The sequence below is a fragment of the Mycobacterium bourgelatii genome, from assembly GCF_010723575.1.
GTDB lineage: Bacteria > Actinomycetota > Actinomycetes > Mycobacteriales > Mycobacteriaceae > Mycobacterium > Mycobacterium bourgelatii.
Map to the genome: position 1 here is coordinate 3,022,210 of NZ_BLKZ01000001.1, position 13,769 is coordinate 3,035,978.

The 13,769-nt window shown below is 65.4% G+C and carries 10 protein-coding genes; 9 read left to right on the plus strand and 1 reads right to left on the minus strand.

Going from position 1 to position 13,769, the window contains the following annotated elements:
* Entirely contained in the window at nucleotides 1–2,181 is a 2,181-nt protein-coding gene (gene malQ, locus G6N68_RS13130; RefSeq protein ID WP_163712665.1) for a 4-alpha-glucanotransferase, read from the minus strand.
* Nucleotides 2,182–2,498: 317 nt separating this feature from the next.
* Here malQ and eccB point away from each other — a divergent pair, with 317 nt between their 5' ends.
* The 9 genes from eccB to G6N68_RS13175 all read left to right on the plus strand — a co-directional run bounded on the left by eccB (nucleotide 2,499) and on the right by G6N68_RS13175 (nucleotide 13,711).
* Nucleotides 2,499–4,013, plus strand: a complete 1,515-nt coding sequence (gene eccB, locus G6N68_RS13135; protein ID WP_163712668.1) for a type VII secretion protein EccB — start codon at nucleotides 2,499–2,501, stop codon at nucleotides 4,011–4,013.
* Entirely contained in the window at nucleotides 4,010–8,182 is a 4,173-nt protein-coding gene (gene eccCa, locus G6N68_RS13140) for a type VII secretion protein EccCa (protein WP_163712671.1), read from the plus strand. Before eccB ends, eccCa begins: the two co-directional genes overlap by 4 nt.
* A 432-nt stretch (nucleotides 8,183–8,614) precedes the next feature.
* A complete protein-coding gene (locus G6N68_RS13145; RefSeq protein ID WP_275899972.1) occupies nucleotides 8,615–9,754 on the plus strand; it encodes a PPE family protein in 1,140 nt (379 codons plus the stop codon).
* A 63-nt stretch (nucleotides 9,755–9,817) separates the two neighbouring features.
* On the plus strand, nucleotides 9,818–10,117 hold the full coding sequence (locus tag G6N68_RS13150; RefSeq protein ID WP_163712674.1) for a PE family protein: 300 nt from the start codon (nucleotides 9,818–9,820) through the stop codon (nucleotides 10,115–10,117).
* Between the two features lie 8 nt (nucleotides 10,118–10,125).
* On the plus strand, nucleotides 10,126–11,355 hold the full coding sequence (locus G6N68_RS13155) for a PPE family protein (RefSeq protein WP_163712677.1): 1,230 nt from the start codon (nucleotides 10,126–10,128) through the stop codon (nucleotides 11,353–11,355).
* A 298-nt stretch (nucleotides 11,356–11,653) separates the two neighbouring features.
* Nucleotides 11,654–11,953, plus strand: a complete 300-nt coding sequence (locus tag G6N68_RS13160; RefSeq protein WP_012394388.1) for a type VII secretion system ESX-5 target PE19 — start codon at nucleotides 11,654–11,656, stop codon at nucleotides 11,951–11,953.
* 128 nt (nucleotides 11,954–12,081) lie between these two features.
* On the plus strand, nucleotides 12,082–12,378 hold the full coding sequence (locus G6N68_RS13165; RefSeq protein WP_163712680.1) for a WXG100 family type VII secretion target: 297 nt from the start codon (nucleotides 12,082–12,084) through the stop codon (nucleotides 12,376–12,378).
* Between the two features lie 49 nt (nucleotides 12,379–12,427).
* Nucleotides 12,428–12,712, plus strand: coding sequence for a WXG100 family type VII secretion target (locus G6N68_RS13170; RefSeq protein WP_069418427.1), 285 nt, complete (start codon nucleotides 12,428–12,430; stop codon nucleotides 12,710–12,712).
* 96 nt (nucleotides 12,713–12,808) lie between these two features.
* A complete protein-coding gene (locus tag G6N68_RS13175) occupies nucleotides 12,809–13,711 on the plus strand; it encodes an ESX secretion-associated protein EspG (RefSeq protein WP_163712683.1) in 903 nt (300 codons plus the stop codon).
* Nucleotides 13,712–13,769: the final 58 nt, after the last annotated feature.

Here is a 13,769-nt window from a genome sequence, read left to right on the forward strand (position 1 = left end):
TCAAACTCGCGGAGCCTCGGTTGCGGGGTCGATCTGAGCGCGCACCGCCTCGACCAACCTGGCCGCCCTGGCATCGGCGAACACATCCTCGAGCAGCATCCGCTTGCCGTCGGGACCGGTCAGCGGGACCCGCCAGTTCGGGTACTCGTCGGTGGTGCCGGGCTGATTTTGGGTCTGACGGTCGCCGACCGCGTCGGTGAGGGCAACGCCCAGCAGTCGCGACGGGGTCCTGCCCAGATAGCGGTAGAGGGCCAGGATCGTGTCCTCGGGGTCTTCTTGGCCCTCTTCAAGAAGCCCGACGCGGCGCAATTCGGCCAACCACGCCTCGCGTTCGGCCCTCGAGGCCTCTAGTTCGGCCTCGACCGGCCTCGCCAACAATCCCAACGATTCCCGCAGCCGGACATGGTCACCGGCCAGATATCCGGCGGTCGGCGGCAGATCGTGCGTGGTGACCGAGGACAAGCAGTATTCGCGCCAGCGCTCGGCAGGAAGCGGTCCGCCACCGTCGAGGTCGTGCTCGAACCAGAGGATCGACGTTCCCAGCAGGCCGCGTAGTAATAAGTAGTCGCGCACCCACGGTTCCACGGTGCCCAGATCCTCGCCGACGACGACGGCTCCGGCCCGGTGCGCCTCGAGCGCCACGATGCCGATCATCGCTTCGTGGTCGTAGCGCACGTAGGTGCCTTCGGTGGGCGGCGCGCCCTCGGGGATCCACCACAGCCGGAACAACCCGATGATGTGGTCGATCCGAACCCCGCCCGCGTGCCGCAGCACCGCCCGGATGAGCGCGCGGAACGGGCGATATTCCTGTTCCTCGAGTCGGTCCGGGCGCCAGGGCGGCTGCGACCAATCCTGTCCGAGCTGGTTGAACTCGTCCGGCGGCGCACCCGCCGTCACACCCAACGCCAGGGCATCCTGCAGGGCCCAGGAGTCGGCACCGGTGGGGTGGACGCCGACGGCGAGGTCGTGCATGATTCCCAGCGCCATTCCCGCGCGTAGCGCTTGCGACTGCGCCGCGGCAAGCTGCTCGTCGAGCTGCCATTGCAGCCAGCGGTGGAAATCGACCGCTTCCTTATTCTTAGAGACGAACTTGGCGACCCCTGGCGCGTCCGGGTGCCGCAGTGAGTTCGGCCATCGGTACCAGTCGCCGCCGTGCTCTTCGGCCAGCGCACACCAAGTGGCGAAGTCGTCCAATGCGCGCCCTTCCCGCGCACAGAAGGCGCGGTAGGCGAGCTCGCGCCCCGCGGTTCGCGGCACCCGATGGATGAGTTTCAACGCCGCGCGCTTGGCAGCCCACGCGGTGTCCCGGTCGATCGCCTCGTGGCGTCTGGTGTGACCTTGCACATCGTCGCGCAATTGCCGCACCCGGGCGCGCTTCGGCAGGTCAACGATTTCCGGAATCCCCTCCACCCGTAGGTAGAGGGGATTGAAGAACCGACGCGACGTCGGCAGGTACGGCGAGGGCTCGATCGGTGTCGAGCCGCCTTTCCGACTGGCCTGGGAGCCCGGAAGTGTTGCCGCGTGGAGGGGATTGACCAGCAGATAGTCGGCGCCGTGTTGCGAAGCCGACCACAGCGCCAGGTCCGCCAAATCGGTGAGGTCGCCGATTCCCCAGGACTGTTTGGACCGAACGCTGTAGAGCTGGGCGGCCAACCCCCAGGCCCGCCGGGCACCGAGCTTGTCGGGCAACCCCACCCAGTCGGGCGTCACGATCAGGGCGGTGTCGGCCTCGTAATCGTTGGATCGCAGATGGATGCGGTGGTAGCCGAGCGGCAGATCGGTAGGCAGCACAAAGCTGGCCTCACCGATCAACCTTCCGTCCAGATCGAACGGGGGAGTGAAGTTGTCGACCTGGACGATCCCGCCTCGTTGCGTGCCGTCCTCGAGACGTAACCACACATCGGCGGGGGCTCCGTGGGTCACGTGCACCCAGAACCGCGTCTGGACACCCGCGCGCCCCACGACGGCGGCCGGCAGCGACCGCGCCCAGTACCCGCGCGCCTGTGCGGCCAGCGCCACATTGCGTTCCTCTTCGGTTGTCGCGGAAACGCCCAGAGCTGCAAGGACTGCCACGAGCGTCCGCTCGGAGACGTGGACGTAGTGGCCCACCCAGTCCTGATATCCGGTGGCAATGCCGTACCGCCGCGCTAGTTCCACCAGCGAGGGTGCCAGCTCAGTCATGTGCCCCTTCTTGCGTCCAACACCCACCGGAATACTCGTACGACCCCGGCGGCGCGAACCGCGTCGTATCATTTCTTAGCAGGTCAGCAGCGTGCACACCGAAGTGAACGGTTCGACAGGCCGATTCGGCCATTCGTAGCTACCATGCCCTGTGACGACACATTGAAATACTCGGGGGATCCCGCGCACCCTGCGCTGCGTGGCAAGGTCCGCGCGGGTGCCTTACGGTTATCGATGTGATTGGCCTCGCTAACCCGAGGGCCAAGCGTGCAGGTCAATATTTCAGGCGTTCGGAGTAGACCGGAAGGTGATCTAACGTGGCTGAAGAGAGCCGCGGACAGCGGGGGTCGGGATACGGCCTCGGGTTGTCAACGCGGACCCAGGTGACGGGTTATCAGTTCCTGGCGCGTCGGACAGCAATGGCGTTGACCCGTTGGCGGGTCCGGATGGAGATCGAACCGGGACGGCGTCAGACGCTGTCGGTGGTGGCGTCGATATCGGCGGCAGTGCTGATCTGCCTCGGGGCGCTGCTGTGGTCATTCATCAGCCCGTCAGGCCAGATCAACGATTCGGCGATCATCGCCGACAAAGACTCTGGCGCGCTGTATGTCCGCGTAGGCGACCGGTTGCACCCGGCCCTGAATCTGGCGTCGGCGCGGCTGATCGCCGGCCGTCCGGACAACCCGAAACAGGTCAAGTCGAATCAGATCACCTCCATGCCGCACGGGCCGCTGGTGGGTATTCCGGGTGCTCCGTCTCAGTTCTCGCCGAAGAGTCCGTCGGAATCGTCGTGGCTGGTGTGCGACACCGTGGACACCTCGTCGGGAGTCGGGGGCGCACAGAGCGTGACGGTGACGGTGATCGACGGCACCCCGGAGCTGACCAACCACCGCAAGGTGTTGAGCGGGTCGGACGCCGTGGTGTTGAGCTACGAAGGGACCACCTGGGTGGTCCGTGAAGGACGCCGGTCCAAGATCGACGCCACCGACCGCTCGGTTCTGCTGCCCTTGGGGCTCACCCCGGAACAGGTCAGTCAGGCCAAGCCGATGAGCCGTGCGTTGTATGACGCGCTGCCGGTCGGGCCCGAACTGCTGGTGCCAGAGGTGCCGAATGCCAATGCCCCGGCGACCTTCCCGGGCGCACCGGGACCGGTGGGGACGGTCATCGTCACGCCGCAAATCAGTGGGCCGCAACAATATTCGTTGGTCCTGACCGATGGTGTGCAGTCGCTCCCGCCGTTGGTGGCCCAGATCTTGACGAACGCCGGACGCTCCGGAAAGCCGGTGACCGTCGAACCGTCGGCGTTGGCGAAGATGCCGGTGGTCAACCGCCTGGATCTGTCGTCTTACCCAGACAGCCCGCTGAACGTGCAGGACCTGCGCGAGAATCCGTCGACCTGCTGGTGGTGGGAACGGACCGCCGGCGAGAACCGCGCCCGCGTTCAGGTGGTGTCCGGGCCCACCCTGCCGATCAAGGCGGCCGACCTGAGAAAGGTGGTGAGACTGGTGAAGGCGGACACCTCTGGCCGCTCGGCGGACCAGGTCTTCTTCGGACCTAACTACGCCAACTTCGTGGCCGTCACCGGCAACAACCCGGCCTCCCAGACCACGGAATCGTTGTGGTGGATCACCCAGGCGGGCCCGCGGTTCGGCGTCGACGACACCAAAGACGCCCGGGAAGCTCTGGGCTTGACCCTGACGCCGAGCCTGGCGCCGTGGGTAGCGCTACGTCTGCTGCCGCAAGGTCCGACGCTGTCCCGTGCGGACGCGTTGGTTGAGCACGACACCCTTCCAATGGACATGACCCCTGCAGAGTTGGTGGTACCGAAGTGAAACGTGGTTTTGCCCGACCGACACCGGAGAAGCCCCCGGTAATCAAGCCGGAGAACATCGTCCTACCGACGCCACTGAGCATCCCGCCGCCAGAGGGCAAGCCGTGGTGGTTGATCGTGGTCGGCGTCGTCGTGATCGGCCTCCTGGGCGGCATGGTGGCCATGACGTTCGCCAGCGGTTCGCACGTGTTCGGCGGCGTCGGCTCGATCTTCCCGATCTTCATGGTCGGCGGCATGATGATGATGATGTTCCGCGGCGTCAGCGGCGGGCAGCAGCAGATGAGCCGGCCGAAGCTGGACGCGATGCGCGCCCAGTTCATGCTGATGCTGGACATGCTGCGCGACACCGCGCAGGAGTCCGCCGACAGCATGGACGCCAACTACCGGTGGTTCCACCCAGCGCCGAACACGTTGGCGGCCGCGGTGGGATCCCCGCGCATGTGGGAACGCAAACCCGACGGCAAGGACCTCAATTTCGGCGTTGTCCGGGTCGGCGTGGGTATGACGCGTCCCGAGGTAACTTGGGGTGAGCCGCAGAACATGCCGACCGACATCGAGTTGGAGCCGGTAACCGGTAAGGCGCTGCAGGAATTCGGTCGCTATCAAAGCGTCGTCTACAACCTGCCGAAGATGGTGTCCGTTCTCGTCGAACCGTGGTATTCGCTGGTCGGAACGCGGGAGCAGGCGCTGGGATTGATGCGCGCGATCATCTGCCAGCTTGCGTTCTCCCACGGACCAGACCACATGCAGATGATCGTCGTCAGTTCCCACCTGGAGGAGTGGGACTGGGTCAAGTGGCTGCCGCACTTCGGTGACGCGCGGCGTCAGGACGCAGCGGGCAACGCCCGGATGGTCTACAGCTCGGTGCGTGAATTCGCCGCCGAGCAAGCCGAATTGTTCGCCGGCCGTGGGTCTTTCACGCCTCGGCATGCAAGTTCGTCGGCGCAGTGCCCGACCCCGCACACCGTGATCATCGCGGACGTCGAAGACCCGCAATGGGAATACGTGATCAGCGCCGAAGGCGTCGACGGAGTGACGTTCTTCGACCTGACCGGCTCTCCGATGTGGTCCGACGTCCCGGAGCGCAAGTTGAAGTTCGACGAGGTCGGCATCATCGAAGCGCTGCCCCGCGACCGCGACACCTGGATGGTGATCGACGACAACGCGTGGTTCTTCGCCCTCGCCGATCAGTTCAGCACCGTCGAGGCCGAGGAGTTCGCGCAGAAACTGGCCCAGTGGCGCCTGGCCGAGGCATACGAAGAGATCGGCCAGCGGGTGACCCACATCGGTGCCCGAGACATCTTGTCCTACTACGGAATTGATGACCCGGGGAATATCGACTTCGACTCGTTGTGGGGCAGCCGCACCGACTCGATGGGCAGGTCCCGGCTCCGCGTACCCTTCGGCAACAGGTCCGACAACGGCGAACTGCTGTTCCTGGACATGAAATCCCTCGACGAGGGCGGCGACGGGCCGCACGGGGTCATGTCGGGTACCACGGGTTCGGGTAAATCGACCCTGGTGCGAACCGTGATCGAGTCGCTGATGCTCGGCCACCCGCCGGAGGAACTCCAGTTCGTCTTGGCAGACCTCAAGGGTGGGTCGGCGGTCAAGCCCTTCGCCGGAGTCCCGCACGTCTCCCGCATCATCACCGACCTGGAAGAAGACCAGGCGTTGATGGAGCGCTTCCTGGATGCGCTGTGGGGCGAGATCGCGCGCCGCAAGTCCATCTGCGACAGCGCCGGCGTCGACGACGCCAAGGAATACAACTCGGTCCGCGCCCGGATGCGGGCCCGTGGCCAAGACATGGCGCCGCTGCCGATGCTCGTCGTCGTGATCGACGAGTTCTACGAGTGGTTCCGGATCATGCCGACCGCCGTGGACGTCCTCGACTCGATCGGCCGGCAGGGTCGTGCCTACTGGATCCACCTGATGATGGCCTCGCAGACCATCGAGAGCCGGGCGGAAAAGCTCATGGAGAACATGGGTTACCGCTTGGTGCTCAAGGCACGTACCGCCGGGGCTGCGCAGGCCGCCGGTGTGCCCAACGCGGTGAATCTGCCCGCTCAGGCCGGTCTGGGCTACTTCCGTCGGAGCCTCGACGACATCATCCGTTTCCAGGCCGAGTTCTTGTGGCGCGACTACTTCCGCGGCGTCACCGTCGACGGCGAGGAAGCGCCGGTCCTGGTGCACAGCATCGACTACGTTCGCCCGCAACTGTTCACCAACGACTTCACGCCGCTCGAAGTGAGCGTGGGTGGCGGCGCGGACGCCATCGAGCCGATTGCCGCCTACGCCAATGGCGAGGTGGTCGAGCCCGAAGAAGCCGACGAAGAAGAAGAGGCGATCAGGACGCCGAAGGTCGGCACGGTAATCATCGATCAGTTGCGCAGGATCAACTTCGAGCCTTACCGGTTGTGGCAACCGCCGCTGACCCAGCCCATCGCCATCGATGAGTTGGTCAACCGGTTCCTCGGGCGCCCGTGGCACCAGAACTACGGCACGGCCCGAGACCTCGTGTTCCCGATCGGGATCATCGACCGGCCGTTCAAACACGACCAACCACCGTGGACGGTCGATACCTCGGGTCCCGGTGCCAACGTGCTGATTCTGGGTGCCGGCGGTTCGGGCAAGACGACCGCACTGCAGACCCTGATCTGCTCGGCGGCGTTGACCCACACCCCCGAACAGGTGCAGTTCTACTGCCTGGCGTACAGCAGCACCGCCTTGACCACCGTCGCGAAACTGCCGCACGTGGGTGAGGTGGCGGGCCCGACCGACCCGTACGGTGTGCGCCGGACGGTGTCGGAGTTGCTGGCGCTGGTACGCGAGCGCAAACGCAGCTTCCTGGAATACGGCATCGCGTCGATGGAGATGTTCCGGCGTCGCAAGTTCGGCGGGGAAGCCGGCCCGGTGCCCAACGACGGGTTCGGGGATGTCTACCTGGTGATCGACAACTACCGCGCCCTCGCCGAAGAAAACGAGGTGTTGATCGATCAGGTGAACATGATCATCAACCAGGGGCCCTCGTTCGGCGTCCACGTGATTGTCACCGCCGATCGTGAGTCCGAACTCCGCCCGCCGGTGCGTAGCGGTTTCGGCTCCCGGGTCGAGCTGCGCCTGGCCGCGGTCGAGGACGCCAAGTTGGTCCGTTCGCGGTTCGCCAAGGACGTTCCCGCCAAGCCGGGTCGCGGCATGGTCGCGGTCAACTACATCCGCCTCGACAGCGACCCCCAGGCCGGCCTGCACACCCTGGTGGCTCGTCCGGCGATGTCCAACACACCGGACAACGTCTTCGAGTGCGACAGCGTGGTTGCCGCGGTCAGCAGGCTCACCACCACCCGGGCACCCATCGTGCGTCGGCTTCCGGCCCGGTTCGGCGTGGAGCAGGTGCGCGAACTGGCGGCGCGGGACACCCGTCAAGGTGTTGGCGCCGGTGGGATCGCGTGGGGGCTATCGGAACTGGACCTGTCACCGGTCTACCTCAACTTCGCCGAGAACTCGCACTTGATGGTGACCGGCCGACGCGAATGTGGGAAAACCACGACGCTGGCCACCATCATGTCCGAAATCGGGCGGTTGTATGCGCCCGGCGCCAGCAGCGCGCCACCGCCTCCGCCCGGAAAGCCCTCTGCACAGGTATGGCTGATCGACCCGCGTCGTCAGCTGCTGACCCAGCTGGGTACGGAGTATGTGGAGAAGTTCGCCTACAACCTCGACGGCGTCGTTCAGATGATGGGCGAGCTGTCCGCGGCCTTGGCCGGCCGGGAACCCCCACCCGGTCTGTCCGCCGAGGAGCTGTTGTCTCGGGCCTGGTGGACCGGTCCGGAGATCTTCCTGATCGTCGACGACATCCAACAGCTGCCGCCGGGCTTCGACTCGCCGCTGCACAAGGTGGTTCCGTTCGTGAACAGGGCCGCCGACGTGGGGCTGCACGTGATCGTCACCCGCACGTTCGGTGGTTGGTCCTCGGCGGGCAGCGACCCGATGCTGAGGGCGCTGCACCAGGCGAACGCACCGCTGCTGGTGATGGACGCTGACCCCGACGAGGGCTTCATCCGCGGCAAGATGAAGGGCGGCCCGCTGCCCCGCGGTCGAGGCCTGCTGATGGCGGAAGACACCGGCGTGTTCGTACAGGTTGCGGCCACCGAGATAGCAAGTAGGAGCTAGCTAGCTAGCTGCATTAGGGCCCGGCGGTTATCCGCCGGGCCCTAATGCTTTGACCGAACGCTCTACGCCGGGGGAGGAGCAATCCTATGAACGCTCATATCTTTGGCGCGTAAACCCGCTTGAACGTAGACAACTCACGTGTCGTGCGACGTCCCGCGTCCGTTGCTATCTGTGCAGCTCAACAGCATCAACGGCACGGGCGAAATTGAACGGCAGCTGAACAGTGGTGGGCAAGTGATGAATAGTTGGCGTCTGAGGCAGTTTCAGCAACGGTAGCAATCTAATGTGTTTTCTATGCAGATCAGTCGATCTATGCACATATTCCATATACGGCAGTATAATGCGCACCCTCTGCGCGAAGCTGGAAACTCAAAGCCACGCTGCCGACGCCGCCCGATTCGCTTCGCGACCGGAGCGCGCTGAGGAGCGCCGGTGCTGGATTTCGGGGCGTTACCGCCGGAGATCAACTCGGGCCGAATGTATGCCGGACCGGGGTCGGGGCCGATGTTGGCCGCCGCGATGGGCTGGGATGCCGTCGCTGCCGAACTGAGTACGGCAGCCGCCGGATATGCCGCGGTGATCACCGAGCTCACGAGCTCCCCCTGGGTGGGACCGGCGTCAGAGGCGATGCTGACCGCAGCCGGGCCGTACGTGGCCTGGATGAGCGTCACCGCCGACCGGGCCGAGCAGGCCGGCGTACAGGCTCGTGCGGCCGCCGTCGCCTATGAGACCGCCTTCGCGATGACCGTGCCGCCGCCAGTGATCGAGGCCAACCGGACCTTGCTGCTGGCTCTGCTCGCCACCAACTTCTTCGGGCAGAACACGCCGGCGATCGCTGCTACCGAGGCCCAGTACGCCGAGATGTGGGCCCAGGACGCCGCGGCGATGTACGGCTATGCCGATTCGTCGGCGACGGCGTCACGGCTGAGTCCGTTCACCGCTCCGCCTAGGACCAGCCAATCCGACGCGGTGGCCGAGCAGGCCGCGGCGGTCGAAGACGCGGCCGCCACAGCAGCGGCGTCAGCCCCCTTCTCTGCGCCCCTGGCGGGGTTGGGCTTCGCGGTCAACCTCTCGACGCTGCCGCCGTGGTTCGTGGGGCCGAACGGGCTCGTTGCCACGATCTTCGGCAATTCCTCGAACATCTGGAATGCCGTGACGAACTACCCATACTTCTCGCTCGGGGCCGTCAACTCCCTGGTGGCGTGGGGCGGTGGGCTACTGCCCGGCGCCCCTGCGCCGAACCCCGCGCTGGGTGGTGCTTTGACACCACCCGGTGCCATCGGCGCATGGGGCACCCCGGTGTCGGCGGGGTGGGGACAGGCCGCCACCATCGGGAAGTTGTCGGTGCCGCCTGTTTGGGCGGCCACTACTGTCTCGCAGGTCTCGCAGGTCTCTCAGCTGAGCCCGGCCCCCGCCAGCTCGTTCCCCGAGATGACCACCGCGGCAAGCAATCTCGGCACATCGCTGGTGCGGGGGATACCACTGGGAGCTGTGGGCCGACGCAGCGCGGGCTTCGTCACCAAGTATGGGTTCCGCTACAACGTCCTGACTCGTTCGCCGTACGCCGGGTAGCCGGTGGAAAGCACAGTGTCCCCTGAAAGTTGTTGATTACCAAAGTTATAAGGAGGAGACAAAATGTCGTTTGTTACCACTCAGCCGGAGGCGCTGTCGGCCGCGGCGGCCAGCCTGCAGGGCATCGGGTCGGCCCTGAGCGCCCAGAATGCCGCCGCCGCAGCGCCGACGACCGGCGTAGTTCCGGCAGCCGCCGACGAGGTGTCCGCATTGACCGCCGCGCAATTCGCCGCACACGCGCAGATGTACCAAGCGGTGAGCGCGCAGGCGCAAGCTATCCACGAGATGTTCGTCAACACCCTTGACGCCAGCGCCGGATCGTATGCCGCCACCGAAGCGGCCAACGCGGTCGCGAGTCGGTAAGGGACGCCATGGATTTCGGGGCGCTGCCACCGGAAATCAACTCGTCGCTCATCTACGCAGGACCCGGTTCAGCGCCGATGGTGGCTGCTGCTGCCGCCTGGAACGGACTGGCCGCAGAGCTCAATTCGGCCTCCGTCGCCTACGAAACGGTGATTACGCACCTGACCGGTGAAGAGTGGCTGGGGCCGGCGTCGGCGTCGATGGCCGAAGCCGTCACACCGTACGTGACATGGATGAGCAACACGGCGTCTCGAGCCGAACAATTTGCCACCCAGGCCACCGCCGCCGCGGCGGCGTACGAGAATGCGCTGGCGGCGATGGTGCCGCCAGAACTCGTCGCGCTCAACCGCGCGGAACTGGCTCAGTTGTTGGCCACCAATGCCTTTGGCCAAAACACCAACGCGATCGCGGCCCTTGAGGCGCAATATGGCGAGATGTGGGCTCAGGACGCCGCGACGATGTATCAGTACGCGACGTCATCGTCGACCGCAACGGCGGCGGTATCCCCGTTCAGCGCGCCGCCGCAGGTTGCCAACCCCGCGGGTACGGCTGCGCAGGCGGCTTCGGTGACCGATGCCGTCGGGGCTGCGACCGGATCGGCCCAGCAATCGTTGCTGGACCTGCTCGGTAATTTGCAGGTCCAGTTGGCCAACCTGGTGGGACCGAGCGCGGGTCTGCTGGGGTTGAACCCGACCTCGCCAGTGACGTTGTCCGGGGTGACCTTCAACCCCAACTCGGTCGTCGGCTCGATCCTCGCCGGGATAGGTGGGAACAGCACTCTGAACCCGTCGTGGCTCATCACTGCCTTCCGGAACTTTGCTGGGCCCGCTTACAACATCGAGGGTCTGCCGTACTTCTCAACCGGCATGGCCAACTCGTTGCTCTCCCTCAGCAAGGGCCTGGCGTCGGCCGCCGCCTCCGCTGCGGCGGCCGGCCCGCACGCCGCGGACGCCGTCAGCGGAGCGCTGGGCTCCGGCGGTGCAGGTGTGACCGCGAGCGTGGGACAGGCAGCCTCGCTCGGAAAGTTGTCGGTGCCGCCCGCGATCGCGGGATTGGGCCCGGCGATCAGCCAGGCGGCACCACTCCCGGTGACCACGATCAGCGCCGCCCCGGACGGATCCGCCGGAAATCTCCTCGGGGGTTTGCCGCTCGCGGGCGTGGGGGCCGGTGCCTCCGGAGCAAGTCCCCGCTACGGATTCCGGCCCACCGTCATGGCGCGTCCCCCGTTCGCGGGTTGACGGATGCTCGTGGGGGACTCGCGAGGTGTGTGGTGGGATCTACGGTGACGAGCCCTCGAGCGCCGAGCACGCGCCTCCTGAGCGCCGCTCTGAGCGCCAACAACCCGGCAAGACCGGAGTCTCTGGAAGACCCTACGAACCAGGTCAGGCGCTGTTACTCTGTCGTTACAACAGTCGGCTTCGTATTGCCGACCGGTGAACAAATGCCAAACGGGGACGCCGAACCCCACTTGTGCCCAGACAGTCATCTACTCTCGTGCAGAGACCGGTGCTGGGAGCAGCTCTAGGAGGAAACAGCATGTCGTTTGTGACTACGCAACCGGAGGCTTTGGCGGCGGCCGCCGCAAACCTGCAAGGTATCGGCACGACCATGAGCGCGCAGAACGCTGCCGCTGCGGCCCCGACCACCGGCGTGGTGCCTGCGGCGGCCGACGAGGTGTCGGCGCTGACCGCGGCTCAGTTCGCCGCGCACGCGCAGATGTACCAGGCGGTGAGCGCCCAGGCCGCGGCTATTCACGAAATGTTCGTCAACACCCTGGCGACGAGTTCGGGTTCGTACGCCGCCACCGAGGCCGCCAACGCCGCAGCTGCGGGCTGATCTAACGAACAGTCAGGACTTCCACATGCCTTCCGGCCACCGGCCGGAAGGCTGTGCGCACGTCAAGGCCAAATCCGGCCAGGAATCGCCGGAATAACTCAATGACAGGCAATTAAGGAGACAGTGGAGTGACATCGCGTTTTATGACGGACCCGCACGCGATGCGGGACATGGCCGGCCGTTTTGAGGCGCACGCTCAGACCGTCGAGGACGAGGCCCGTCGCATGTGGGCGTCCGCGCAGAACATCTCGGGTGCCGGCTGGAGCGGTCTGGCCTCGGCTACCTCGCTGGACACCATGGGTCAGATGAACACGGCGTTCCGCAACATTGTGAACATGCTGCACGGCGTGCGCGATGGACTCGTTCGGGATGCGAACAACTACGAGCAGCAAGAGCAGGCTTCTCAGCAGTTGCTGGGCAGCTAGCGCCCACAGCCACGGCTGCGTACGCTTTCCACGTTAGGAGAACACGTGTATGACCATTAATTACCAGTTCGCGGATGTCGATGCGCACGGCGCGCTCATCCGCGCACAGGCCGCCTCGCTGGAAGCTGAGCACCAGGCCATCGTTCGCGATGTGTTGGCTGCCGGCGACTTCTGGGGCGGCGCCGGTTCGGTGGCTTGCCAGGAGTTCATCACCCAGTTGGGTCGCAACTTCCAGGTGATCTACGAGCAGGCCAACCAACACGGTCAAAAGGTTCAGGCGGCCGGCAACAACATGGCGCAGACCGACAGCGCCGTCGGCTCCAGCTGGGCCTAAAACCGAACTTCAGGCGCGGCAGCACACCACCACCGGTGTGCTGCCGTCTCCTGCAGTCAAATGCCATTGATCTACTGAGGAACGTCTGAGGCAGGGATGGATCAACAGAGTACGCGTACCGACATCACCGTTAACGTTGACGGATTCTGGATGCTCCAGGCTCTCCTGGATATCCGGCACGTCGCCCCCGAGTTGCGTTGCCGACCCTACGTGTCGACCGACAACAACGACTGGCTCAACGAGCACCCCGGCATGAAGGTCATGCGCGAGCAGGGGATTGTCGTCGGCGACCAGGTCAACGACCAGGTGGCCGCCCGCCTGAGGGTGCTTGCCGCTCCCGACCTGGAAGTAGTCTCCTTGCTGTCGCGCGGCAAATTGCTTTACGGGATGGTTCAAGACGAGAACGCGCCGCCCGGATCCCGCGACATTCCCGACAACGAGTTTCGGGTGGTCCTGGCTCGCAGAGGACAGCACTGGGTATCGGCAGTCCGGGTTGGCAACGACATCACCGTCGACGATGTTTCGGTGACCGACAGTTCCTCCATCGCCGCATTGGTCATGGACGGATTGGAATCGATTCACCACGCCGACCCGGCGGCAATCAATGCCGTCAACGTCCCGTTGGAGGAGATGCTGGAGGCGACGAAGTCGTGGCAGGAATCCGGCTTCAACGTGTTCTCCGGGGGTGACCTACGCCGCATGGGCATCAGCGCGGCCACGGTGGCCGCGCTGGGTCAGGCGCTGTCGGATCCTGCCGCCGAAGTGGCCGTTTACGCACGGCAGTACCGCGACGACGCGAAGGGCCCCAGCGCCTCCGTGCTGTCTTTGAAGGACGGATCCGGCGGTCGTATCGCCCTTTACCAGCAAGCCCGCACGGCCGGCTCAGGCGAGGCCTGGCTCGCCATCTGCCCGGCTACTCCACAGCTGGTGCAAGTTGGCGTGAAGACCGTTTTGGACACTCTGCCGTATGGCGAGTGGAAAACGCATAGCAGGGTTTAACAACGCCGTTACCAAATAAACAGCGCAGCAGCATTTTTCAACATAAAGTGCGAGCGAG